30 protein-coding genes are annotated in these 22095 nt (G+C 69.7%); 17 read left to right on the top strand and 13 right to left on the bottom strand.

Going from position 1 to position 22095, the window contains the following annotated elements; all coding sequences use genetic code 11:
• Positions 1–60: 60 nt before the first annotated feature.
• Both BM360_RS13440 and BM360_RS13445 read right to left on the bottom strand, forming a co-directional pair.
• Positions 61–471 carry a J domain-containing protein gene (locus BM360_RS13440; RefSeq protein WP_242653479.1) on the bottom strand — a complete coding sequence of 137 codons (411 nt, stop codon included), beginning with the start codon at positions 469–471 and terminating at the stop codon, positions 61–63.
• A complete protein-coding gene (locus tag BM360_RS13445) occupies positions 471–1307 on the bottom strand; it encodes a division plane positioning ATPase MipZ (RefSeq protein WP_423228916.1) in 837 nt (278 codons plus the stop codon). Before BM360_RS13445 ends, BM360_RS13440 begins: the two co-directional genes overlap by 1 nt.
• Positions 1308–1391: 84 nt before the next feature.
• On the opposite strand from BM360_RS13445, the gene panC reads away from it, so the two are divergent.
• Entirely contained in the window at positions 1392–2240 is an 849-nt protein-coding gene (panC, locus tag BM360_RS13450; RefSeq protein WP_093315415.1) for a pantoate--beta-alanine ligase, read from the top strand.
• 75 nt (positions 2241–2315) lie between these two features.
• Complete coding sequence (locus tag BM360_RS13455) at positions 2316–2615, top strand: SEL1-like repeat protein (RefSeq protein ID WP_093315417.1); 300 nt, start codon at positions 2316–2318, stop codon at positions 2613–2615.
• Positions 2616–2630: 15 nt separating this feature from the next.
• Here BM360_RS13455 and BM360_RS13460 read toward each other — a convergent pair whose 3' ends face one another.
• From BM360_RS13460 to BM360_RS13470, 3 genes are read right to left on the bottom strand one after another with little or no spacing between them, the layout of a single operon-like run.
• Complete coding sequence (locus BM360_RS13460; RefSeq protein WP_093315419.1) at positions 2631–3083, bottom strand: nucleoside deaminase; 453 nt, start codon at positions 3081–3083, stop codon at positions 2631–2633.
• 31 nt (positions 3084–3114) lie between these two features.
• Positions 3115–3315 carry a YqaE/Pmp3 family membrane protein gene (locus BM360_RS13465; protein ID WP_242653480.1) on the bottom strand — a complete coding sequence of 67 codons (201 nt, stop codon included), beginning with the start codon at positions 3313–3315 and terminating at the stop codon, positions 3115–3117.
• Positions 3316–3322: 7 nt separating this feature from the next.
• Positions 3323–3586, bottom strand: coding sequence for a hypothetical protein (locus tag BM360_RS13470; protein WP_093315423.1), 264 nt, complete (start codon positions 3584–3586; stop codon positions 3323–3325).
• Between the two features lie 153 nt (positions 3587–3739).
• Here BM360_RS13470 and rpmB point away from each other — a divergent pair, with 153 nt between their 5' ends.
• Positions 3740–4024, top strand: coding sequence for a 50S ribosomal protein L28 (gene rpmB / locus BM360_RS13475; RefSeq protein WP_093315425.1), 285 nt, complete (start codon positions 3740–3742; stop codon positions 4022–4024).
• A gap of 96 nt (positions 4025–4120) precedes the next feature.
• Here the strand turns inward: rpmB and BM360_RS13480 are convergent, their stop codons facing one another.
• Entirely contained in the window at positions 4121–5080 is a 960-nt protein-coding gene (locus BM360_RS13480) for an esterase-like activity of phytase family protein (RefSeq protein WP_165611308.1), read from the bottom strand.
• A 157-nt stretch (positions 5081–5237) separates the two neighbouring features.
• Here BM360_RS13480 and BM360_RS13485 point away from each other — a divergent pair, with 157 nt between their 5' ends.
• Complete coding sequence (locus BM360_RS13485; RefSeq protein WP_093315430.1) at positions 5238–5696, top strand: glycine zipper 2TM domain-containing protein; 459 nt, start codon at positions 5238–5240, stop codon at positions 5694–5696.
• A gap of 72 nt (positions 5697–5768) precedes the next feature.
• On the opposite strand, the gene cobT is transcribed toward BM360_RS13485, so the two are convergent.
• Genes cobT through BM360_RS13500 form a run of 3 tightly spaced genes read right to left on the bottom strand, consistent with a single transcriptional unit; the run spans position 5769 to position 9392 of the window.
• Positions 5769–7604 carry a cobaltochelatase subunit CobT gene (gene cobT, locus BM360_RS13490; protein WP_093315432.1) on the bottom strand — a complete coding sequence of 612 codons (1836 nt, stop codon included), beginning with the start codon at positions 7602–7604 and terminating at the stop codon, positions 5769–5771.
• A 21-nt stretch (positions 7605–7625) separates the two neighbouring features.
• On the bottom strand, positions 7626–8630 hold the full coding sequence (cobS, locus tag BM360_RS13495; RefSeq protein ID WP_093315434.1) for a cobaltochelatase subunit CobS: 1005 nt from the start codon (positions 8628–8630) through the stop codon (positions 7626–7628).
• Between the two features lie 57 nt (positions 8631–8687).
• A complete protein-coding gene (locus BM360_RS13500) occupies positions 8688–9392 on the bottom strand; it encodes a winged helix-turn-helix transcriptional regulator (protein ID WP_093315437.1) in 705 nt (234 codons plus the stop codon).
• A gap of 71 nt (positions 9393–9463) precedes the next feature.
• Here BM360_RS13500 and BM360_RS13505 point away from each other — a divergent pair, with 71 nt between their 5' ends.
• Genes BM360_RS13505 through BM360_RS13525 form a run of 5 tightly spaced genes read left to right on the top strand, consistent with a single transcriptional unit; the run spans position 9464 to position 12305 of the window.
• Positions 9464–9901, top strand: coding sequence for a VOC family protein (locus tag BM360_RS13505; RefSeq protein ID WP_093315440.1), 438 nt, complete (start codon positions 9464–9466; stop codon positions 9899–9901).
• Complete coding sequence (locus tag BM360_RS13510; protein WP_207544596.1) at positions 9898–10323, top strand: DoxX family protein; 426 nt, start codon at positions 9898–9900, stop codon at positions 10321–10323. The genes BM360_RS13505 and BM360_RS13510 overlap by 4 nt, the downstream gene beginning before the upstream one ends.
• Positions 10320–11042 (top strand): DUF1428 domain-containing protein, encoded by a 723-nt coding sequence (locus tag BM360_RS20130; protein ID WP_093315442.1) that lies wholly within the window; start codon positions 10320–10322, stop codon positions 11040–11042. Before BM360_RS13510 ends, BM360_RS20130 begins: the two co-directional genes overlap by 4 nt.
• A 4-nt stretch (positions 11043–11046) precedes the next feature.
• Complete coding sequence (locus tag BM360_RS13520) at positions 11047–11814, top strand: VOC family protein (protein WP_093315444.1); 768 nt, start codon at positions 11047–11049, stop codon at positions 11812–11814.
• Positions 11811–12305, top strand: coding sequence for an SRPBCC domain-containing protein (locus BM360_RS13525; RefSeq protein WP_093315447.1), 495 nt, complete (start codon positions 11811–11813; stop codon positions 12303–12305). The genes BM360_RS13520 and BM360_RS13525 overlap by 4 nt, the downstream gene beginning before the upstream one ends.
• Before the next feature lie 15 nt (positions 12306–12320).
• Here BM360_RS13525 and BM360_RS13530 read toward each other — a convergent pair whose 3' ends face one another.
• Positions 12321–12914: a J domain-containing protein gene (locus tag BM360_RS13530; RefSeq protein ID WP_093315449.1), complete on the bottom strand. Its 594-nt coding sequence runs from the start codon at positions 12912–12914 to the stop codon at positions 12321–12323.
• Positions 12915–12953: 39 nt separating this feature from the next.
• On the opposite strand from BM360_RS13530, the gene BM360_RS13535 reads away from it, so the two are divergent.
• Genes BM360_RS13535 through BM360_RS13550 form a run of 4 tightly spaced genes read left to right on the top strand, consistent with a single transcriptional unit; the run spans position 12954 to position 15277 of the window.
• Positions 12954–13241: a BolA family protein gene (locus BM360_RS13535; RefSeq protein WP_093315451.1), complete on the top strand. Its 288-nt coding sequence runs from the start codon at positions 12954–12956 to the stop codon at positions 13239–13241.
• A complete protein-coding gene (locus tag BM360_RS13540) occupies positions 13238–13945 on the top strand; it encodes a glutathione S-transferase (protein ID WP_093315453.1) in 708 nt (235 codons plus the stop codon). The genes BM360_RS13535 and BM360_RS13540 overlap by 4 nt, the downstream gene beginning before the upstream one ends.
• A gap of 2 nt (positions 13946–13947) precedes the next feature.
• Entirely contained in the window at positions 13948–14388 is a 441-nt protein-coding gene (locus BM360_RS13545) for an NUDIX hydrolase (protein ID WP_093315455.1), read from the top strand.
• Positions 14381–15277 carry a pirin family protein gene (locus BM360_RS13550; protein WP_093315457.1) on the top strand — a complete coding sequence of 299 codons (897 nt, stop codon included), beginning with the start codon at positions 14381–14383 and terminating at the stop codon, positions 15275–15277. The genes BM360_RS13545 and BM360_RS13550 overlap by 8 nt, the downstream gene beginning before the upstream one ends.
• On the opposite strand, the gene BM360_RS13555 is transcribed toward BM360_RS13550, so the two are convergent.
• Positions 15268–16107, bottom strand: a complete 840-nt coding sequence (locus tag BM360_RS13555; RefSeq protein WP_093315460.1) for a metallophosphoesterase — start codon at positions 16105–16107, stop codon at positions 15268–15270. The two genes, BM360_RS13550 and BM360_RS13555, sit on opposite strands and share 10 nt — an antisense overlap.
• Positions 16108–16172: 65 nt before the next feature.
• Between BM360_RS13555 and BM360_RS13560 the strand changes: the two genes are divergently transcribed.
• Positions 16173–17771 (top strand): cisplatin damage response ATP-dependent DNA ligase, encoded by a 1599-nt coding sequence (locus BM360_RS13560; RefSeq protein WP_093315463.1) that lies wholly within the window; start codon positions 16173–16175, stop codon positions 17769–17771.
• Positions 17772–17781: 10 nt separating this feature from the next.
• Here the strand turns inward: BM360_RS13560 and BM360_RS13565 are convergent, their stop codons facing one another.
• Together BM360_RS13565 and BM360_RS20045 are read right to left on the bottom strand one after the other, a co-directional pair.
• Positions 17782–18888, bottom strand: a complete 1107-nt coding sequence (locus BM360_RS13565; protein WP_093315465.1) for a helix-turn-helix transcriptional regulator — start codon at positions 18886–18888, stop codon at positions 17782–17784.
• Between the two features lie 277 nt (positions 18889–19165).
• A complete protein-coding gene (locus BM360_RS20045; RefSeq protein WP_093315467.1) occupies positions 19166–19990 on the bottom strand; it encodes a cold-shock protein in 825 nt (274 codons plus the stop codon).
• Positions 19991–20234: 244 nt separating this feature from the next.
• On the opposite strand from BM360_RS20045, the gene BM360_RS13575 reads away from it, so the two are divergent.
• Genes BM360_RS13575 through BM360_RS13585 form a run of 3 tightly spaced genes read left to right on the top strand, consistent with a single transcriptional unit; the run spans position 20235 to position 22037 of the window.
• Positions 20235–20852 (top strand): ribonuclease D, encoded by a 618-nt coding sequence (locus tag BM360_RS13575; RefSeq protein WP_093315470.1) that lies wholly within the window; start codon positions 20235–20237, stop codon positions 20850–20852.
• Positions 20845–21492 carry an LPS export ABC transporter periplasmic protein LptC gene (lptC, locus tag BM360_RS13580; RefSeq protein WP_093315472.1) on the top strand — a complete coding sequence of 216 codons (648 nt, stop codon included), beginning with the start codon at positions 20845–20847 and terminating at the stop codon, positions 21490–21492. The genes BM360_RS13575 and lptC overlap by 8 nt, the downstream gene beginning before the upstream one ends.
• Entirely contained in the window at positions 21489–22037 is a 549-nt protein-coding gene (locus BM360_RS13585; RefSeq protein WP_093315475.1) for an LptA/OstA family protein, read from the top strand. Before lptC ends, BM360_RS13585 begins: the two co-directional genes overlap by 4 nt.
• The last annotated feature ends 58 nt before the right edge of the window (positions 22038–22095 follow it).

Here is a 22095-nt window from a genome sequence, read left to right on the forward strand (position 1 = left end):
CGGGTCTCCCGGAAAGTGGTTCGGCCGCGGTCGTTACGCCGCAGACATTAAGGATCGGCGTCAGGACGCGCGAACGGCGGTGGAGTTCAACTCCTCCAGCAGCACGTCACGCGCGGCGTTGACGCGGCGCGCCAGTTCGGCCGAGCCGCCTGCGTCAGGATGCACCCGCGCGATCAGCCGGCGATGCGCCGCACGCACTTCGGCGGCGCTTGCATTGTGGGGCAGTTCGAGCAGGCGGCGCGCCTCCTCCGTATCGGGCAGCACCGCCGGCTCCTTGCGCCGCCAGAACAGCCATGCGCCCGCAACCGCGAAGCCGAGGAAGCCGAGGCCGGGCGAGCCGTGGCGGAACCCGTTGAGCGCGACCAGTGCGGCGACAGCCGCCGCAACATCGCCGTAACGCAGCGCCTTCAGCCGGCCGGACTTCCACGCCCAGCCGGTGACGAGGATCGCGACGATGAGCGTCAGGCCCATCAGGCGGCCACCGGCGCGCCGGCAATGTCGAGCCCTGCCGTCTGCAGCATGGGCGCCTTGCCCTTCAGCCAGTCGGGCAGTGCGAGGCCTGAAATCATCTCGCGCAATTCCTGTCGCGCGGCGACATGGGCGAGGCCCGCTTCCTGCCCGATCGCCTTGAGGTCGAGCAAGGTGAGGCCCTTGGGGAAGAGTTCGCGGAAGATGACGCGCTCGGACAGACCGGGGATGACGCGGAAGCCGACTCGCTTGGAAAGCTCGCCCAGCGCCGCCGCCACGCGCTTCATGTTGCGCGCCTCGATATGCTGCAGGCGGTTGCGCAGCACCACCCAGTCGACCGTGCCGCCATCTGCCTTGGCGCGCACCTTGCGCGCATCCCACACGATCTCGGCATAGAAGCTCGGCCGGCGGATCCTGTAAGTCTCGGGATCGACCTGGCCGATCAAGTCGAGATCGACGAAGCTGTCGTTGATCGGCGTGACCAAAGTGTCCGCCCGCTCCACCGCCGCACGCGCCTGCGCATCGTCGCGGCCCGGCGTGTCGACGATGATCACGTCCACCTGATCGCGCCAGTGGGCGATCCGCTCGGCCACGTCATGCTTGGCCGGATCGAGCGTCTCGTGCGCAGGCGTCGGCAGTTCGACCCCGGTCTTCTTCACGGTGAGCGCGCGATTGTCGAGATAGCGGCCGAAGGTCCGCTGGCGGTGATCGAGATCCAGCGCGGCCACGCGGCGGCCGGCGCTGGCGAGCGCGACCGCGGTGTGGACGGCGGTGGTGGACTTGCCCGACCCGCCTTTTTCATTTGCGAAGACAATCAGATGCGCGTTGGCCACTACCAGCTCCGAAAACGGGAATACGGCCCTTGATCGGCCCCCGAGCGCCCCCCTAAAGCGCCAGCCGAACCTAGTGGAGGGGGGCCGGGGGTGCAAACGGTTCGTGACGTGGCGGCACTCCGGGCAGCGATGGCGGGCCTGCGCGCCGGCGGGCGGCGGGTGGCGCTGGTGCCGACGATGGGCGCGCTGCACGCCGGCCACATGGCACTGGTGGCGGAGGCGCGGCGGCGGGCCGATGCGGTGGTCGTCTCCATTTTCGTCAACCCGACCCAGTTCGGCGCAAACGAGGATCTCGACCGCTATCCCCGCCGCGAGGCAACCGATGCGGCGATGCTAGAAGCGGGCGGCACCGCGCTGCTGTGGGCGCCCGACGCCGCCGCCATGTATCCGGCGGGCTTCGCTACCAGCATCACCGTGTCGGGCGTGACCGAGCGGTGGGACGGCACGTCCCGCCCCGGCCATTTCGCCGGCGTGGCGACGGTGGTGTGCAAGCTGCTCAACCAGGTCGCGCCCGATGTCGCGCTGTTCGGCGAGAAGGATTTCCAGCAGCTCGCCACCATCCGCCGCATGGTTGCCGACCTCGATCTGCCCGTTGAGATCGTCGGCGTGCCGACGCAGCGCGAGGATGACGGCGTCGCCCTCTCCTCGCGCAACGCCTATCTGACGCCGGACGAGCGGGCGGCGGCGCGTGCGCTGCCGCGAGCGCTGGGCGAGGCTGCGGCGGCGATCGCGCGCGGGCAGGCGGCGGCGGAAGCGCTTGCGCTGGCCGAGCGGCGGCTGCTTGAGGCGGGCTTCGCCACGGTCGACTACATCGCGCTGGTCGATGCGGTGACGCTGGAGCCGCGCGAATCGGCACCCGGCCGCCTGCTTGTCGCCGCACGGATCGGCACCACCCGGCTGATCGACAATCTGGCGGTGGAGCCGGACGCCGAGAACTGATCTGGCGAAAGCGGTGTTAACCATTTCTTGAAGGTCGCCGGGCCATCCTGCCTCTCGTCGAAAAGGGGCAAGAACATGGGATACAGCCAGAAATCGGCCGATTTCCTGATGGCGAGCCGCATGGCCGATGCGGTTCAAGGTGACGTCGACGCTTTGGTCGATCTGGGCATCGCTTTCTCCGCCGGGGCAGGCGGTGTCGCGATCGACCTCGTCGAGGCACATAAATGGTTCAACCTCGCCGCTGTGGCGGGATCGGCGCATGCGCAGCAATGCCGCGCCGAAATCGCCGGCGAGATGAGCCAGCGCGAGATCGCCGAGGCACAGCGCCAGGCACGCTCGTGGCTCAGCCAGACCGGCCCACGCCGCGCCGCCTGAGCGGTTCTGCGGCGGTCAGCGCCGCGTGACGAAGAAGTCGCGCAACTGCGCCGCCGCCTCGCTCTCGCCGATCCCCGGATAAACCTCCGGACGATGGTGACAGGTCGGCTGCGCGAACAGGCGCGGGCCATGCAGCACGGCGCCGCCCTTCGGATCGGGCGCCGCGAAGTAAAGCCGCCGCAGCCGCGCCAGCGCGATCGCGCCCGCGCACATCGCGCACGGCTCCAGCGTCACCCACAGATCGCAATCATCGAGTCGCGATGTGCCGAGCGCCGCCGCAGCGGCCCGGATCGCGACGATCTCGGCATGCGCGGTCGGGTCATTGCCCCCGCGCATCGCATTTGCAGACGTGGCGACGAGCGCGTCGCCCCGCATCACCACCGCACCGACAGGCACCTCCCCCGCTGCCGCAGCCGCGTTCGCCAGATCGAGCGCGCGGCGCATGGGCAAGGGCAGTGGAAAGGCCATGCCGCCCGACTAGACAGCCGGGCGGCCTGCGTCACCTCACCCGCGCCGGTCCCTGCCGCCGCCATCCGGCGGGCAGCAGGTCCGGCTTGAGCACGACGATCAGCGCGAAGATCACGCCCGGCACCCAGGCGAGGATGGTCAGCAGCACGTCCACCCAGAAGGCGGTCGACAGCCCCTCGCGGAGGAACACCCCGAGCGGCGGCAACAGCACCGCCGCGATGATCGCCAGCACGGGCATCTTACTTGCCGTCGGCCTTCTGGACGCCGACGACGGGAACGTCGATCGACTCCTTCTCGGTCGTCACCTTCGGCACGTCGACCTGCGTTTCCTTGGTGCCGACGACGACCTTGCCCACATCGGCGTCGACCGACGGCAGCTTGCCGCCTTCGACCGCGACCTCGGGCAGCTTGCCCGCGTCGCCGCTGAGATTGACGAACCCGGTCGCCACTGCTGCGATGCCGAGCAACACGACCACCACCAAAGCAATCAGCACACCGCGCATTTCGTCTCTCCTGTTGTCCCCATGACGGTGGCCCCTAACGGGCGATTTGGGATACGGTTGCATTCGCGCAACGATTGCCGCGGTTGACGAAATCACCGCCTGCCGTTATCCGCGCCGACTTTCCGGGCAACCGAACAGCAGGATTCGAAAGCGATGTCGCGCATTTGCGAGCTGACCGGCAAGGGCCGGCAGGTGGGCCACAACGTGTCTCACGCCAACAACAAGACCAAGCGGACCTTCCTGCCGAACCTGCAGAACGTCACGCTGATCTCCGACGCGCTGGGCGAGAGCGTGAAGCTGCGCGTCTCGACGCACGGCCTGCGCTCGGTCGAGCATGTCGGCGGCCTCGACAACTGGCTGCTGAAGACGAGCGACGACAAGCTGTCGCTGCGTGCGCGCCGCCTGAAGCGCGATATCGCCAAGAAGCAGGCGGCCTGATCAGGCCCCGCCCCGGCCACAGGCCGGGGCCGCTTTCCGGACAAGGAGCCTCGGCGAAAGCCGGGGCTTTTTCCGTGTCTGCAAACTTGGCCTGCCTCAATCGGGCAGGATGAATTCCAGCAGCAACGTACGCTGTGCGATGCTGAAATTGTCGTCCGACGCGATCCACAGGCGCGCGCCGCCGGGAACCGCCTCCACCGCCACCGCCTCCAGATTGTCCAGCGTGATCGGCCGGGCGAAGCGCGCAATCTCCTCCCCCACCAACAGGTCGCTGCGCCGGCCTTGGTTCAGGTCTACCCGCTCCAGCACTGCCGAGAAGCCGTGCCGTAGCGTGAAGCAGCGATTGAGCACCAGCAGCCGCCCATCGGGTAAGGCGGCGGCATCGCTCGGCACGCAGCCGCGCGGCCGGCGATAGTCCAGCCGGATCGGACGGACGCCAGCCGTTGGATCGCCAGGGAAGACGAGCAGTTCGGCGGTGCGGGGACGGCGCCCCTCGCGATGCTCCGCCACCACCACGAAGCGGCCGTCGGGCAGTCGCGTCATCGATTCGGCGCCGCCATTGTCGGGCCAGTCGTGCATCGCCGGCGGACGCGCCACCGCCTCGGCTCGCGCGAAGTCGGCCGCGAATCGCCACACCTCGTTGTTCGTCTCGGTCGCGACCCACAGGCGGCCGGTCGCCGGATCGATCGTCAGCGACTCGGTGTCGCGATATTTCTTGCGCGCGCGCCTGGCCAAGCCGGGCAGCGGCCGGATCCAGGGCGAGACGATCTGCCCGTCGTGCAGGCGGAAGCTGATTGCGGTGCCCGTATCGCTCACCGCCATCAGGCGGCCGCGCCATGCCACCAGACCCGAAATGCCGCCGAACGACGCATTCGCGCTCGCCAGCGCCCACCCGCGGACGAAGCGCAGCTGCCCAAGCGTGCGCAGCGCCGGACGGTCGAGATCGAGCAGCACCGGCCAGGCACGGATCGGCGCGTGCGGATCGTGCGCCGCGAACGGGACCGAGGCGGTCGCGAGCAGCATCGCCAGAGCGGGAAAGAGACGAAGCGCGCGCACCGGCGGCCGTTTACGGTGCTCGCGCGTTACCCGCCAAGGGGTCGCAAGCTGAACGGCCGCTAACATCGGCATTCAGCCTCGCGTCACGCGACCGGCGGCATAAGGCCATGGTGAGGCGGCGAGCAGGCCGCCAGTGGTTCGGACAGGAGATCAGGCGATGTTCCGCAAGCTTCTCACGATCGGCACCTCGACGGCGCTGGCGGCCGCCGCGCTGGTCGCGCCCACCGCTGCGTCGGCGCAGCCTTGGGGTTATGGATACGGCAATGGCGGTTATGCCCGTGGCTACGACCGCGGCTATGACGGCTATCGTGGCGCCCGCTACCGCGGCGGTGATCGTTATTATGGCCGCGGATACGGCTATCGCGACGGTGGCCGCTATTACGGCAACCGCGGCTATTATGGCGGGCGCGGCTATGCCCGCGGGTACGGCCGCGGCTATCGCTGCCGCGACAACGGCACCGGCGGCACCATCATCGGCGCGATCGCCGGCGGCCTGCTCGGCAACGAGATCGGCCAGGGCAGCGGCCGTTACGGCCGGGGCGATGGCACCGCAGGCGCGATCATCGGGGGCGGCCTGGGTGCGCTGGCCGGCCGCGCGATCGACCGCAACTGCTGAGATCCTCGCGTAGCGTAACGAGGAGGGCCGGGCTCCGGAAACGGGGCCCGGCCTTTTCGTGTCCGGCGCCGCTCAGGTCTTGAGGTCGAACAGGCCTGCCAGCTGCTCCACCATCGTGCCGCCCAGCTGCTCGGCGTCCATTATCGTCACCGCGCGCGCATAATAACGCGTCACGTCATGGCCGATGCCGATGGCGACCAGCTCGACCGGTGAGCGGCCCTCGATCCAGGCGATCACCTGGCGCAGATGCTTCTCCAGATAGCTGCCTGAGTTCACCGACAGCGTCGAATCGTCCACGGGCGCACCGTCGGAGATGACCATCAGCACCTTGCGGTCCTCAGCCCGTCCGATCAGCCGGTTGTGCGCCCACAGCAGCGCCTCGCCGTCGATATTCTCCTTCAGCAATCCCTCGCGCATCATCAGGCCGAGGTTGCGGCGCGCATGGCGCCACGGCTCGTCCGCACGCTTGTAGACGATGTGGCGCAGGTCGTTCAGCCGGCCGGGCGTCGGCGGGCGGCCGTCCGCCAGCCAGCGCTCGCGCGATTGGCCGCCCTTCCACGCACGCGTGGTGAAACCGAGGATCTCGGTCTTGACGCCGCACCGCTCCAGCGTGCGCGCGAGGATGTCCGCGCTGATCGCCGCGATCGAGATGGGCCGCCCGCGCATCGACCCTGAATTGTCGATCAGCAGCGTGACGATCGTGTCCTTGAACTCAGTATCGCGCTCCACCTTGTAGCTGAGCGACGAGCCGGGGCTGACGACCACGCGCGCCAGCCGCCCGGCATCGAGCAGCCCCTCTTCCTGATCGAAATCCCAGCTGCGCGACTGTTGCGCCATCAGCCGCCGCTGGAGCCGGTTGGCCAGCTTGGTGACGGCGCCTTGCAAGTGGACGAGCTGCTGGTCGAGATAGGCGCGCAGCCGGTTGAGCTCCTCGGGCTCGCACAGCTCGTTCGCCTCGATCACCTCGTCGAACACGGTGGTGAACGCCTTGTAGCCGAAATCGGGGGTAAGATCGGCCAGCGGCCGGTTGGGCCGCTGCGGCGCGGCGCCATTGTCCGAATCGTCATCCATGCCGCTTTCGGCATCGGACATCATCTCTTCGTCGAGGTCGCCCTGCTCGCCCTCGTCGCCCTCGTCCTCACCGGCCTCGGCGCGCATCTCCATCTGGCTGTCGCTGCCGCCCGACTCATTGTCGGTATCGTCTTCGCCGTCCTGTTCGGACTCGCCTTCCTCCTGCTCCTGCTCGCCTTCGGGCGCGTCGCCATCCTCGGGCGGCGTATCGGCCGCGGTCAGCTCCAGATCCTGCAGCAGCTTGGCCGAGAGCGCCGCGAAGGCGCGCTGATCGTCGATGGCGAGCGCCATCGCATCGAGATCGCCGCCCGCGCGCTCCTCGATCCAGTCGCGGACGAGGGCCAACGGCGCGGTGGCAGCCGCAGGCGGCGCGTCGCCGGTCAGTCGCTCGCGCAGGATCAGGCCGAGCGCGGAGGCGAGCGGCACCTCGTCGCGCGTGCGCGCCCGGGTCAGCGGGTCGGAGCGGAGCTTCTGCGTCAGGCTGGCGGTGAGGTTCGCGCGCACGCCCGCCATCGATCGCGCGCCGAGCGCCTCGACGCGTGCCTGCTCGATCGAGTCGAACACCGCGCGGGCCACCGCCTCGATCGGCTGCCCGCGGCCGTGGAGCGAGGCATCGTGGTGGCGCAGGCGCAGCGCCGCGCCGTCCGCCGCACCGCGCGCTTCGGCCACCTGCTCGGACGGCAGGTTGCGCGACGGCATCGGCACGCGCACCTGCTTGCCGAGCGCGCCGCCGCCATCCGCGCTGAAGGCAACCTCGACCTCGGGATCGCCCGAGACCGCGCGCGCCGTGCCGGCGAGGACCGCGCGGAACGCGTCCATGGGCGAATTATCCGCCATGACGAAGCCCTCCCCGTCCGGTCACTTCCGGCCGACGACGCTTTCCGGCAGATCCTTGCCGAAGACGCGCTGATAATATTCGGCGACCAGCGACCGCTCCGCCTCGTCGCACTTGTTGAGGAAGGACAGGCGGAAGGCCGTGCCGACATCGCCGAAGATCAGCGCATTCTGCGCCCAGCTGATCACGGTGCGCGGGCTCATCACGGTGGAGATATCGCCCGCGACGAAGCCGCGGCGGGTGAGATCCGCCACCTTGACCATGTTGTCGACGACCTTCTTGCCGTCCGGCTTGTCATATTCGCCCGACTTGGCGAGCACGATCTGCGCCTCGACCGCGGCCGGCAGATAGTTGAGCGTGACGACCACGTTCCAGCGGTCCATCTGGCCCTGATTGATCTGCTGCGTGCCGTGGTAGAGCCCCGTCGTGTCGCCGAGGCCCACCGTGTTGGCGGTGGCGAACAGGCGGAACCACGGATTGGGCCGGATCACGCGATTCTGGTCGAGCAAGGTCAGCTTGCCCTCTGTCTCCAGCACGCGCTGGATGACGAACATCACGTCGGGGCGGCCGGCATCATATTCGTCGAACACGAGCGCGGTCGGCGTCTGCAGCGCCCAGGGCAGCAGGCCTTCGCGGAATTCGGTCACCTGCGCGCCGTCGCGCAGCACGATGGCGTCGCGGCCGATCAGGTCGATGCGGCTGATATGCGCGTCGAGGTTGATGCGGATGCAGGGCCAGTTCAGCCGCGCGGCCACCTGCTCGATATGCGTCGACTTGCCGGTGCCGTGATAGCCCTGCACCATCACGCGGCGATTGTGGGCAAAGCCGGCGAGCACCGCCAGCGTCGTCTCCGGATCGAACACATAGGCCGGATCGAGATCGGGCACCCGCTCGTCCGCCTCGGAGAAGGCAGGCACCTCCAGATCTGAATCGATGCCGAACATGTCGCGCACCTTCACGCGCTTGTCGGGCGCGTCGAGCACGGGGGCGGCACGGCTGTCGGGCTGTGTGTTCGGCAGATCGGTCATCGGGTCCAGGTCCAGGAGAGGCAGGGCGAGGATAACGCCGCAGGATCGGGCAAGTGCCTATTGAGCCGCAGCGCCCGGAGCAATGCCCGCCTTTTCCGGCAATGGGAACAGCTGCGCGAAGCGCGCGAGCAGCGGCGCATCCCCGTCCACCCGCACGCCCACGTCCTGCGCGGCGGCGCCCCCATAGACGATGGCGCCGACCTGTTCGGGCGTGCCGGTGAGGCGCAAGCCCGCCGAAGCGCAATCGCCGCGAACGACGGCGATTGCGCCCTGCCCGATCGTCGCGACGAAGCGGTCCGCCGCGCCGAGATCGAAGCCGATCACCGCCTCCAGCCCCGCCGCCCGGCCCGCATCGAACATCGTGCGGAACGACATCATCAGCGACGCAGCGGACAGCGGCAGGGTCGGATCGTGATCGGGCGAGCGGACCGCCCAGCGGCCGAGCACCTTGATCGGCTCCTCCGCCTCATAGCCCCACGGCGTCAGTTCGTAGACCGCGACATTGGCGGGGGACGGCAGCAGCCGCCGCACGAGCAGCCCCGCCTGCTCCAGCCCGACCAGCCGCTGCGTCAGCACGTTGGCGCTGATCCCCGGCAGGGCGCGGCGCAGCTCGGAAAATCGGCGCGCGCCGAACATCAGCTCGCGCAGGATCAGCAGCGACCAGCGCTCACCCACCAGCTCGAGCGCATGGGCGGTGCCGCAGGCGTCATCATACCAGCGCGAGCGCCCGGCAGCTACGTCAGTTAGTTTTTGGGACTTCATGGTTGCTTTAGGTAACTATCGCAGGCACAAGCTTCAAGGGACGATTCGCCGGATCAAGGGAGCGGACTGCCATGGCGAGGATGATTTTCGTGAACCTGCCCGTCAGCGACGTGGCCCGCGCCGTCGCCTTCTATAGCGCCATCGGCGCAACGGAGGACGACAGGTATCGCGAAGGGGATGCGGGCGCGGCGGTCCGCTTTTCCGACACGATCTACTTCATGCTGCTCAGCCACGCGCGCTTCGCCGATTTCGCGCCCGCAGGAGCGCCCCAAGCGAGCGCGACCGCGCAGATGCTGATCACCTTGTCCGAGGACAGCCGCGAGGCGCTGGACGCCACTGTCGCCCGCGCGGTCGCGCTGGGCGGCACGGCGGATCCTGCGCCGGTCGAGGATTATGGCTGGATGTATGGCCGCGGCTTCACCGATCCGGACGGTCACATGATCGGTCTGGCGTGGATGGACATGGAGGCAGCGATGGCGGCCACCGCCGGTCAAGGCGTCGCGGCGTGAGCGCGGCGGCCATGACGGCGCAGCCGGCGGCGCGGCTCTCCCGCGGTGTCATTGCCGGCCGGGTGCTCAGCGGCATCGCCATCCTGTTCCTTGCCATGGATGCGGGCGGCAAGCTGATCGCGCCCGCGGCGATGATCGCCAACAGCCCGCCGCTCGGCCTGCCGGCGGAGATCGGTTTCTACCGGTTGCTCGGGCTCATCCTCGCGGCCTGCACCCTGCTCTATACCTGGCCGCGGACGGCGGTGCTGGGGGCGGTGCTGCTGACCGGCTATCTCGGCGGGGCCATCGCCTGCCACCTGCGCGTGGGCAATCCGCTGGTCAGCCATACCTTGTTCGGCCTCTATCTCGGCGCGATCGTCTGGGGCGGGCTGCTGCTGCGCCGCCCCGCGCTCCGCGCCGTCTTCATGGGAGATGCGCGATGACGTATGTGCAGGGCTTCCTCACCCCCGTGCCGCTCGCCCGGCGTGACGACTATATCCGCCACGCGACCGGCGCGGTGCCGCTGTTCGCCGACCATGGCGCGACCCGGCTGGTCGAGGCGTGGGGCGACGACGTGCCCACCGGCAAGCTCAACGACTTTCATGGCGCGGTGCAGCGCGGCGACGATGAGGCGGCGCTGTTCAGCTGGATTGAGTATCCCGATCGCGCCACCTATGACGCGGCCAATGCCGGCCTGATGAGCGATCCGCGCATGGCGGAGATGGGCGAGCTGCCGTTCGACGGTAAGCGCATGATGTTCGGCGGCTTCGCGCCCTTCCTCGACGAGGGGAGCGGGCGCGGCCGCTATATCGACGGCTTCGTCCTGCCGGTGGCGAAGGCCAAGCGTGACGCCTATGCCGCGCTCGCCGCCAAGGCGTCCGTCGTGTTCCGCGATCATGGCGTGCTGCGCTACGTCGAGGCGTGGGGGGATGACGTGCCCGCGGGCACGATCACCGACTTCTACCGCGCCGCGCATGCGGAGGACGGCGACGTGATCGTCTTCTCCTGGTGCGAATGGGCCGACAAGGCCGCGCGCGACGCCGGCATGGCGGCGATCATGGCGGACGATCGCATGCACACGGCGCCCGAGGACATGCCGTTCGACGGCAAGCGCATGATCTACGGCGGCTTCGCCGTCATCGTCGACGAAGCGGGAGCTTGATCCGATGAGCGAGAACGAACCGATCTGGTATGAGCTGATGACGAGCGACGCGGACGCGGCGCAGGCCTTCTACGCCGCCGTCACCGGCTGGACGATCGCGCCGAGCGGCATGCCGGGCATCGATTACCGCATCCTGATGGCGCCGGATGGCGAGGCCATCGGCGGGCTGATGACGGCGCCGCCAGGCTTCGGCGACGGGCCAACCTGGTTCGCCTATTACGGCGTGACGGACACTGACGCCAAGGCGGCGGAGATCGAGGCGGCGGGCGGGCGCATCCTGATGCCGCCCATGTCGCTGGGCGGCGTCGGCCGCATGGCGCTGCTGGCCGATCCGTGGGGCGCCACCTTCTACGTCATGACGCCCGAGACGGAGGGCGACCGCCGCGCCTTCGAGGCGGCGCAGGATGCCCGCCCCGGCCATGCCGTGTGGAACGAGCTGGCCTCGCCCGATCCCGATGCCGCGCTCGCTTTCTACGCTGGCCGGTTCGGCTGGCGGCAGGAGGGCGCGATGCCGATGGGCGAGCTTGGCGATTATCGCTTCCTCCATGCGGGCGCGCTGTCGATCGGCGCGCTGATGCGCGAGATACGGGGCGCGAAGGCGGGCTGGACGACCTACTTCATGGTGCCCGACATCGATGCCGCCGCGCGCGCTGTCACTGCGGGCGGCGGCGAGGTGCTGCAGGGGCCGGACGAGATCCCCGGCGGCAGCTTCGCGCTGGTCGCGCGCGATCCGCAGGGCGCAACCGTCGGCTTCGTCGGAGCACGGGCATGACCGAGACGGCCGACAATAGCTGCGCCATCCGCCCGGCGCAGGCGCACGAACTGACCGTCGAGCGCCGCGTCGCCGCTCCACCCGCCACGGTGCGACGGATGTGGGAGGAGCGGATCGAGGAGTGGTTCTGCCCGCGCCCATGGCGGATGGTGGTGGACAGGCTGGACCTGCACCCCGGCGGCGTTTCGCAGATGCGGATGCTGGGTCCGGACGGCGAGGACATGCCGAACCACGGCATCGTCCTAGAGGCGAGCGAGCACCGCATCGTCACCACCGACGCCTTCCAAAGCGACTGGCAGCCTGCCGGTCCCTTCATGGTCGGCATCTGGAGCTTCGACGATGATGGCGCGGGCGGCACGATCCTGCGCGGCACCGCCCGCCACTGGACCGAGGAAGCGTGCGCCCAGCACGAGGCGATGGGCTTCGCCGAAGGCTGGGGCGCGTGCCTCGACCAGTTGAAGACGCTGGCGGAAGGCGGCTCGATCGACTGAGGCTCGCCTGACGGTTCAGGCGAAGGCGGCCGCCTTGCGCAGATGCTGATAGGCGGCGATCACCTCGCCGAGCGCCTTTTCATGGCTGCGATCCCCGCCGTTGCGGTCCGGGTGGTAACGGCGGACCAGCTCGGCATAACGCTCGCGCAGCTCGCGCCGGTCGGCATCGGGGCCGAGCTTCAGCACCTTGAGCGATCGCCGGTCCGCATCGCTCAGCGGGCGGCCATCGGCGCGCGGCGCGGCATCCGCCATGCGACCGCGCAGGGATGCCTGGATCGCGTCGAGCGGGTCGGTGAAATCCGCCCAGCGCGGCGTCGAGCCCGCGCCCGCGGCAAAGGCGCGCGTCTCGCGCTCCCACCCGGCATAAGGCCGCTGCGCCGCCTCGATCTCCTCCGTGCTCATGCCTGAGAAGAAGTTGTAGCCGCCGTTGAACGCACGGACATGATCGAGGCACAGCCAGCGCCACTCGCCCGGCCCGTCGAAGCCGCCGCGCCGCTCGCCCGGCGCGCGGAACTCACCCGGTTCGGTGCAGCCGGGGTGCGCGCATGTCTCTTCCCGTTCGATGCGGCCGTGAAAACGCGTTTCCCGCCGCTTACCCTGTTCCGCCAACGCTCGCCTCTTGGGAGTGAAAGGGCCTATGTAGGGGTCATGGACCCGCTTGGCACCGGGCCGGTGGCGCGAGAAATCGCCACACGGCTGCAATCCGCCCTTTCCCCTCAACGGCTTGTCGTGACGGACGACAGCGCCAAGCATCGCGGCCATGCCGGCCACGATCCGCGCGGCGAAAGCCATTTCACCGTCGAGATCGTCGCGCATGCCTTCACCGGCAAGTCGCGCGTTGATCGTCAGCGACTGGTCAATGCGGCGCTGGCCGACCTGCTGCGCGAGCGGGTCCATGCGCTGGCGATCAGGGCCCGATCGCCGGAGGAAGCATGAGCGCCTACGAGCTGTGGTATTGGCCGGGCATACCGGGGCGCGGCGAGTTCGTCCGCCTCGCGCTGGAAGCGGGCAGAATCCCCTATCGCGACGTGGCGCTCGAGCCGGACGCCGTCGCGGCGCTCCAGCAGGAGCTCGTCACCCCGCGCGATCACCCGCCCCTCGCCCCGCCCTGGCTGCGCGCCGAGGGCATGACCATCGCGCAGACGGCGAATATCCTGCTGTTCCTCGGCGAGCGGCACGGCCTCGCCCCCGACGAACTGGCCGGGCGGCTGTGGGTCAACCAGGTGCAGCTGACGATCATGGACATGGCGGCGGAGGCGCACAACGTCCACCACCCGGTGTCCGTCGCGCTGACCTATGAAGAGCAGGCGGCGGAGGCGGCCAGCGCCGCGCATGCCTTCCGCACCGATCGCATCCCCAAATTCCTCCACTGGTTCGAGCGCGTGCTGCTGCACAACCAGCCGTGGCTGGCGGGTGCGCGGTGGAGCTATGCCGACCTTTCGCTGTGGCACCTGCTCGAAGGGCTCGCCTTCGCCTTCCCGCAGCGTTTCGCCGGCGTCGCGCGCGATTGCCCGCGGCTGATCCAGCTGCACGCACGTGTCGCCGCTTTGCCCGAGCTCGCCGACTATCTCGGCAGCAATCGCTGTCAGGCGTTCGGCGACGGCTTGTTCCGCCATTATCCGGAGCTGGACGCGGCGTGACGATGCGCGCCCTGCGCCCGGCCGCGCGCATCCTGCTTCTGGATCGCGCCGGCCGCATCCTGCTGTTCCGCTTCGTGCCGGCGGATCGCCCGCCCTTCTGGGTCACGCCGGGCGGTGCCGTCGAGCGGGGCGAGAGCTATGAGGCGGCGGCGCGGCGCGAGCTGCTGGAGGAAACCGGGCTGGATGCGGATCCCGGCGCCGTCGTCGCCCGCCGCGTCGTCCAGTTCCTGACGCTGGAGGGCGTCGAGGTGGATGCCGACGAGCGCTTCTTCCGGCTTCAGGTGGATGAGTGCGCCGTCGACACCGCCGGCCATACCGAGCTGGAACGCCGCATCATGCAGGAATGGCGCTGGTTCACACCCGCCGAGCTGGCCGACTGGCCCGAACTCATCTTTCCCGTCGATCTTGCCGACATGCTGCTGGAGACCGCACCGCATGGCTGACCCCTTCCTCCAGACGATCCTGCCCGCCAGCCACGATCTCGGCGGCTTCCAGGTCCATCGCACCCTGCCCTCACGCGAACGGACGATGGTGGGGCCGTTCATCTTCTTCGACCAGATGGGCCCGGCAACGCTGCCGGCGGGCGGCGGCATCGACGTGCGGCCGCACCCGCACATCGATCTCGCCACCGTCACCTATCTGTTCGACGGCGCGATCGAGCATCGCGACTCGCTCGGCACCCGCATCGTGATCGAGCCGGGCGCGGTGAACCTGATGACGGCAGGACGCGGCATCGTCCATTCGGAGCGCACGCCCGCCGACGCACGCGCCGCCGGCCCGCGCCTGTCGGGCATCCAGACGTGGCTGGCGCTGCCCGACGGGCGAGAGGAGATCGATCCCGCTTTCGAGCATGTGCCGGCCGCTGCGCTGCCGATGGTGTCCTCCGAAGGCGCGCGCGCCCGCGTCATCATGGGAACTTTGTGGGGCGAGACGTCGCCCGTCACCGCGCACAGCCCCACCATCTATGCGGACATCCTGCTCACGATGGGCGCCGCCGTGCCGCTCGATGCGGAGGCGGAGGAGCGTGCCGTCTATCTCGCCAATGGCGATGCCAGCGTGGATGGGGTCCCGCTGCTCCAGCGCACGCTCTACCTGCTCAAGCCCGGTTATGCGGGCACGCTGCGATCGCAGCGCGGCGGGCGCGTTATGCTGGCGGGCGGCGCCGCCTTCGCCACGCCGCGGCATGTGTGGTGGAACTTCGTCTCCTCGTCGCGCGAGCGGATCGAGCAGGCCAAGGCGGACTGGCGCGCGGGCCGCTTCCCGCTCGTCCCCGGCGATGCCGAGGAGCATATCCCGTTGCCGGACGTGCCGACCACCGTCAGCTATCCCTGACGCGGACCCACTTCGATCAGCAGGATTTCGGGCCGGGTGAACAGCCTGAGCGGCAGCCCCGACGTGCCGAGCCCCGGCCCGACGATCAGCACCCTGCCCCCCTCGCGCACCAGCCCGCAGGCCAGCCGCCGGTCGACGCTGGCGGTCAGGATCGCGCCGTAGAAGGGCGCGGCGATCTGCCCGCAATGCGTGTGGCCTGCCACCATCAGCGGGAATCGCCGCACACCCTCCCGCTCGAAATGCTCGGGCGAGTGGGACAGGAGCAGCACCGGGCCGCCCAGCCGCGTCGCCGCCGCCGCCGTCTGCCGCACATGCTCCTTCGAGAAATGAGGATGATCGAAGCCGGCGACGGTCAGCGGGCCACAGCGCGTGGCCGAATAATCCAGCGGGCGTGCGCCGATCCGCGCCAGCGCTGCGCGCATGGCGCGGCTCTCGTCCCTGTCGCGCACCATGTCGTGATTGCCGGCGACCGCGATCGTCGCCAGCCGCGGGCGCAATCGCGCGAACGGCGCCACCACCGCGCGCGCCTCGGCCTTGACGGTGCTCTGCCTGGGATAGCCCTCGATATAGTCCCCGCCGAGCAGCACGCAGTCGGGCCGCAGCGCATTGACCTGATCGACAATGGCGTCGAGCCGCGCGCGCGGCATGGCGGCGCTGCCGACATGCGTGTCCGACAGCATCACGAGGCGGAGCGGCGGCGTGCCTTCAGGCCAATCGACCATGCCGACACGATAGGCGTGAACGGCAGGCGTCTGCCGCGCGACGAGGAAGGCGATCCCGGTCAGCCCGATCCCGACAAGCAGCAGGGCGGCGATGATGCGGCGCAGCATGGCTGCCGTCCTAGCCGATCATATCGCCGCCGCAACCGGTGCGAGCCCACGCGCGTTGCCGAGGCGTGCGGGAATTCAGTCAGCTCCTCGATGCGCTCGTCTACACGCGGTCGCGCAATGCCAAGCTGAAGCTGATCGCCGATTACCTGCGCGCCACGCCCGATCCCGATCGTGGCTGGGCCATGGCGGCGCTGACGGGCACGCTCGACATCCGCGCGGTGAAGGCCGCGGCGATCCGCGCCATTGTCGAGGAACGCGTCGATCCCGTGCTGTTCGCGATGAGCCGCGACTTCGTCGGCGACCTGGCGGAGACCGCCGCCTTGATCTGGCCCAAGCGGATCGACCAGCCCGCCGAGCTGGACGACGGATCGCTGCGACTGGGCGCGGTTGTGGAGCGGCTGCAATCGCTCGGCCGGTCGGAGGCGCCGCAGGCGGTGGCGCAGATGCTCGACCATCTCGATTCGTCGGGCCGCTTCGCCCTGCTCAAGCTCGCCACGGGCGAACTGCGCGTCGGCGTCTCGGCGCGGCTCGCCAAGACCGCGCTGGCGCAGGCGTTCGGTCTCGATGTCGAGGCCGTGGAGGAGGTGTGGCACGGGCTGACCCCGCCCTTCCTGCCGCTGTTCGCCTGGGGCGAGGGGCATGGCGAACAGCCGACGGCAGAGGACACGCCCGTCTTCCGCCCCTTCATGCTGGCGCACGGGCTGGAGGATGCGCGCGTCGACCTCGCCGACTATGCCGCCGAGTGGAAGTGGGACGGCATCCGCGTGCAGATCGTCGGCGCGGGTGGCCAGACCCGGCTCTACAGCCGCGCGGGAGACGACATCAGCGGCTCCTTCCCGGAGATCGTCGCGGCCTATCGCACCAGCGGCGTCGTCGATGGCGAGCTGATGGTGCGCGGCGCCGATCAGGGCGCGGACGAGCATGGCGGATCGGCCGCCAGCTTCAACGCGCTGCAGCAGCGGCTGGGCCGCAAGACGGTGTCGGCCAAGATGGCGGCGGATTATCCGCCGTTCGTCCGCCTCTACGACATCCTTTTCGACGGCGCGGAGGATGTGCGCGCACTGCCCTGGGCACAGCGGCGGCCGCGTCTGGAGCGGTTCGCCGCCGCGCTCGATCCCGAGCGGTTCGACCTGTCGCAGACGATCGACGCCGCCGACTTCGACGCGCTGGAGGCGATCCGCGCAGGCGCGCGCGATGCCGCGATCGAGGGCGTGATGCTGAAGCGCCGCGACAGCCCCTATATCGCCGGCCGCCGCGCGGGCCTGTGGTACAAGTGGAAGCGCGATCCGCTCACCGCCGACTGCGTCGTCATGTATGCGCAGCGCGGCCACGGCAAACGATCGAGCTATTATTCGGATTACACCTTCGGCTGCTGGACCGAGGATGGCGAGTTGCTGCCCGTCGGCAAGGCCTACTCGGGCATCACCGACGAGGAAGTGCGCGAGATGGACCGCTTCGTCCGCGCGCACACCACCGCGCGGTTCGGCCCCGTGCGTGAGGTGGAGAAGAGCCTCGTGCTCGAGATTGCGTTCGATTCGATCCACGAATCGCGCCGCCACAAATCGGGCGTGGCCATGCGCTTCCCACGGATCGCGCGCATCCGCCGCGACAAGCCCGCACACGAGGCGGACCGGATCGAGACGCTGCGCCGCATGATCGCCTGAGCGGGCGAGGTCAGGCCGCCCCGATCAGCGCCGCGGCGCGGGCCGCCAATTCCGCCTCGCGCGTCACGCCCGCCTTGCCGAACAGCGTCTTGAGCTGCGAGCGTACGGTCTCCAGGGAGACGCCGCGCGCCGCCGCAATCTCCGCCCGCGAGCGGCCGTCGGCCAGCGCCAGCGCAACCTCCGCCTCCGCCGGTGACAAGTCCCACGCCGCGCGCAGCCGCGCCGCCGCGCCGTCGCGCCGCAGCGCCCCGCCCCGCACCACGACCAGCACCGACGGCGTCGCGCCATAGCTCCACACACCGCGCGGCAAGGCGGAGACATCGGCGACGAGCAGCCCGGCCATGCTCTCCAGCGCCACGGTGGCGAGCGGCGGAGGCAGGCCGGGCTCCGGCCGCAGCCGCTGCGCGATCGCGCGGGCGAAGGCCATGGCACCCCCCGCCGGCGCCACCAGCCGGCCGTCGATCACCAGCAGGCGGCCGTCGCGCAGCAACGCCTCGGCCGCGCTGGTCCGCGCCATCAGCCGGCCCATGCCGTCGAGCAGGAAAGCGGCGGCGGCGACCGACTCGAAGGCACCGGCCATCAGCTGCGCACCCTGGCGCTCCATGCCGATGCTGATCGTTGCGGCATCGCGGACGAATGGTGCTACCGCGGCGAACAGCGCGCGATCCGCCTCGCAGGTCCGCCCGTCGCGGCCGCCTCGCAGCACCGCCAGCCCGACGAGCAGGTCGGGATCGTCAAGCAGCACGACCTGGCAGCCCGATTCCACCCGCGACTCGAGCCAGACGTCGCGCAGCGCCTCACCCTCGGTCAGCAGCGGCTGGACGAGATCGTAATGCCGTTCGTGGACAATCTGCATCGGACGGCCGGTCGTCGCGATTCGCATGTTGGCCCGGGGATCGTAGCCGCCGGCTTCGCGGAACCGGTCGAGATTAATCGCCTCGACATCGGTGAACCACCAGCCGAACGGAGCCTGCGTGCGTCGATCGAGGAACAGCAGCTCGCCATGCGCGCTGGCAGTCGCGGCACTCAGCGCGGAAAGCGCGGGCAGCCAGCCATCCGCATTAACCGCAGCCTGGGCAAAGAGATGTGCAAGTCGCGCAATCTCATCGGTCGCCACGCCGCGCTGCCCCCTGATTTCCCCGCTTTTTATGTGCGCGTCTCGGAGGTGTGATGTCCAGCATCCCCCGATCGGGTGATGCAGATTATTCCGATCCGGCCCATCAAATGGGTGCGACCCGACTGGCGGCGTCGGCTTCACCGCCGGCGCCGCTTTTTTTGTTCCGGCAGCGGCAGCACCTGGTGAGCCGTCGCGGTGCAGCGCCGGCCAAAAGAAAGGCCCGGCCGCCGCAGGGGCGACCGGGCCTGTTCTGTCGACGTCGCCCGGAGGCGAGGTCTTACTGCAGCGGGCTCAGGTTCACCGCGGCATACTTGCCACGACGATCCACCTCGAGCTCGAACTCCAGCCGGTCGCCCTCGTTGAGCGAGGTCATGCCAGCACGCTCGACCGCGGAGATGTGGACAAACGCATCCGGCTGCCCGTCATCGCGCTGGATGAAGCCGAAGCCCTTCATCGCGTTGAAGAACTTGACGGTGCCGCTTGCCTTCTCACCGGTCAGCTGACGCTGCGGGCCGCCACGGGCGCCGCCCGGGCCACCCATGCCACCGGCATCGCGCGGAGGCGCGCGATCGGTGACGGGCATCGGCTCGCCTTCGATCTTGAGGTCGGTCGCCGAGATGCGGCCGCCGCGATCCACCAGCGTGAACTCGAGCGGCTGACCTTCGGCCAGACCGGACAGGCCCGCCTGCTCGACCGCAGAGATGTGGACGAACACGTCCTCGCCGCCGTCATCGCGCACGACGAAGCCGAAGCCCTTCTGCGCGTTGAAGAACTTAACGACGCCCTTGCCTTCGCCGATGACCTGCGCGGGCATGCCGCGGCCGCCACCGCCGCCGCCACCGCGGAAACCACCGCCGCCGCCGCCGCCGTAACCGCCGCCGCCGCCACCGAAGCCGCCGCGATCGCCACCGCCGAAGCCGCCGCGGTCACCGTAACCGCCGCCGCCGCCGCCATAGCCGCCACCGCCGCCGTAACCGCCGCCGCCACCGAAGCCGCCGCGATCACCGAAGCCGCCGCCGCCGCCGTAGAAGTCGTCGCCGCCGAAGCCCTCGCGCTTGTCCTTGCCGCCGCGCTGCCCGCGCCGTCCTCGATCGAAACTCATGCCTGAAACGTCTTTCCCACGTGTCGCCCCTGCTTGAAAGATCGCGGGCGCCGAGACGCTCATGACCTCCAGCGCGAATGTATCTGCCGCGCCAAAGAATCGCCATAAAGTAAATTTGTGAACGGAGCGAGCGCTTTCCGTGCAATCGAACCCGCTGCAACGGCGCTCCGTCCTGCTCTTGGCACCAGAGCGGACCGAACCAGCCATATTGTTCGCCGCGGCGCGCGCGCCTATGCGGGCCCGCATGGCTGTTCATTTCCACGAGGAGGATCTGCCGCAGGGCGTCCTCGCCCCCGGCCCGATCGCCGTCGATACCGAGACCATGGGGCTCATTACGCCGCGCGACCGGCTGTGCGTCGTCCAGATCTCTGATGGCGAGGGGGACGAGCATCTCGTCCGCTTCAGGCCCGGCAGCGACTATGCCGCGCCGGAGCTGCGGCGCGTGCTGGGCGATCCTGCGCGGCTGAAGCTTTATCATTTCGCCCGCTTCGATCTTGCCGCGATCCAATATTATCTGGGGACGGTCGCCGCGCCGGTCTATTGCACCAAGACCGCCTCGCGGCTGGTGCGCACCTATACGGATCGCCACGGCCTGAAGGAGATCGTGCGCGAGCTGCTCGGTCAGGATATCTCCAAGCAGCAGCAATCGTCCGACTGGGGTGCGCCCGAGCTGAGCGACGCGCAGAAGGATTATGCCGCCTCCGACGTGCGCTTCCTCCACCAGCTCCGCGTGAAGCTGGACGAGCGGCTGGTGCGCGAGGGACGGATGGCGCTGGCCAAGGCCTGTTTCGATTTCCTGCCGTCGCGCGCCGCGCTGGACATTGCCGGCTGGCCCGAGGTCGACATCTTCGCCCATGTCTGACGCCGCGGTCCGCCAGCGCCGCGCACGGCAGGCGTGGGCGGCCGCGGGCAGCAGCCACGATCGGCTGATCGGGGCGCTGCGGATCATCCTGCCGGTGGCGGTCGCCGCTCTGGCAGTGCTGCTCGCACTGGCGCCGCTGCTGGGCGGGCGCGACATCAGCTTCGTCCTGTCCAAGGACCGCGTGGCCGTCGCGCATGAGCGGATGCGCGCGGAAGGCGCCGTCTACCGCGGGCAGGATGCCAAGGGCCAGGGCTTCGCCCTCCAGGCCGGCTCGGCGGTGCAGCTCACCTCGCGCGATCCGGTGGTCCGCCTCAACGATCTGTCGGGCCGGCTCGACATGGCGGACGGCCCCGCCACCGTCACCGCGCCGCGCGGCCGCTACGACATGAGCCAGGAGACGGTGGCGATCGACGGCCCCGTCCGCTTCCGCCGGGCAGACGACTATCAGCTCGACACGCGCGACGTGGCGGTGGATCTGCCGACGCGCATGGTGCGCAGCGGCGGCGCGGTGGACGGGCGCATGCCGCTCGGCACGTTCCGCGCCAACCAGCTGTCCGCCGATCTGCGCGGCCGCACGGTGGTGCTGACCGGTCGCGCGCGCTTGCACATCGTGCAGGGCGCCGCCAGAGGGACGCGATGATCCGCCGCCTCGCCCTCGCAGCCCTGATGCCCGCTCTGCTGCCGCTCGCCGCGCCTGCCGGGGCGCAGGCGGTGTCCGCGCTCAAGAATCACAACAGCGACGGCCCCGTCGATGTCGAGGCGGACCGGATAGAGGTGCAGGACCGGTCGGATCGCGCGCTCTTCTCGGGCAATGTCCGGGTGAAGCAGGGCAATCTCAACCTCGCCGCGCAGCGCCTCACCGTGGCTTATGCCAATGCCAGTGGCGGCAACCCGCAGATCCAGCGGCTGGACGCATCGGGCGGGGTCGTCGTCCAGTCGCCGAGCGAGACGGCGACGGGCAACATCGCCATCTACGATCTCAATCGCCGGTTGATCACCATGCTCGGCAATGTCGTGCTGACGCGCGGCGCCAACCAGGTGAAGGGTGGCCGCCTCGTCATGGATCTGAACAGCGGGCGCGCCACCGTCGATGGCAGCGCGGTGGCGGGCGGCGGCACCGGCGTGTCGTCGGGCCGCGGCGGGCGCGTCACCGGCCGCTTCACCGTGGCGCCGCGCAGCAACTGAGCCCAGGCGAAGGCCCTGCAAGGCGCATGCCGGTTGCCGGCGCCCTTGCCCTTCGCTA

This window comes from Sphingomonas jatrophae (assembly GCF_900113315.1).
GTDB classification, from domain to species: domain Bacteria; phylum Pseudomonadota; class Alphaproteobacteria; order Sphingomonadales; family Sphingomonadaceae; genus Sphingomonas_P; species Sphingomonas_P jatrophae.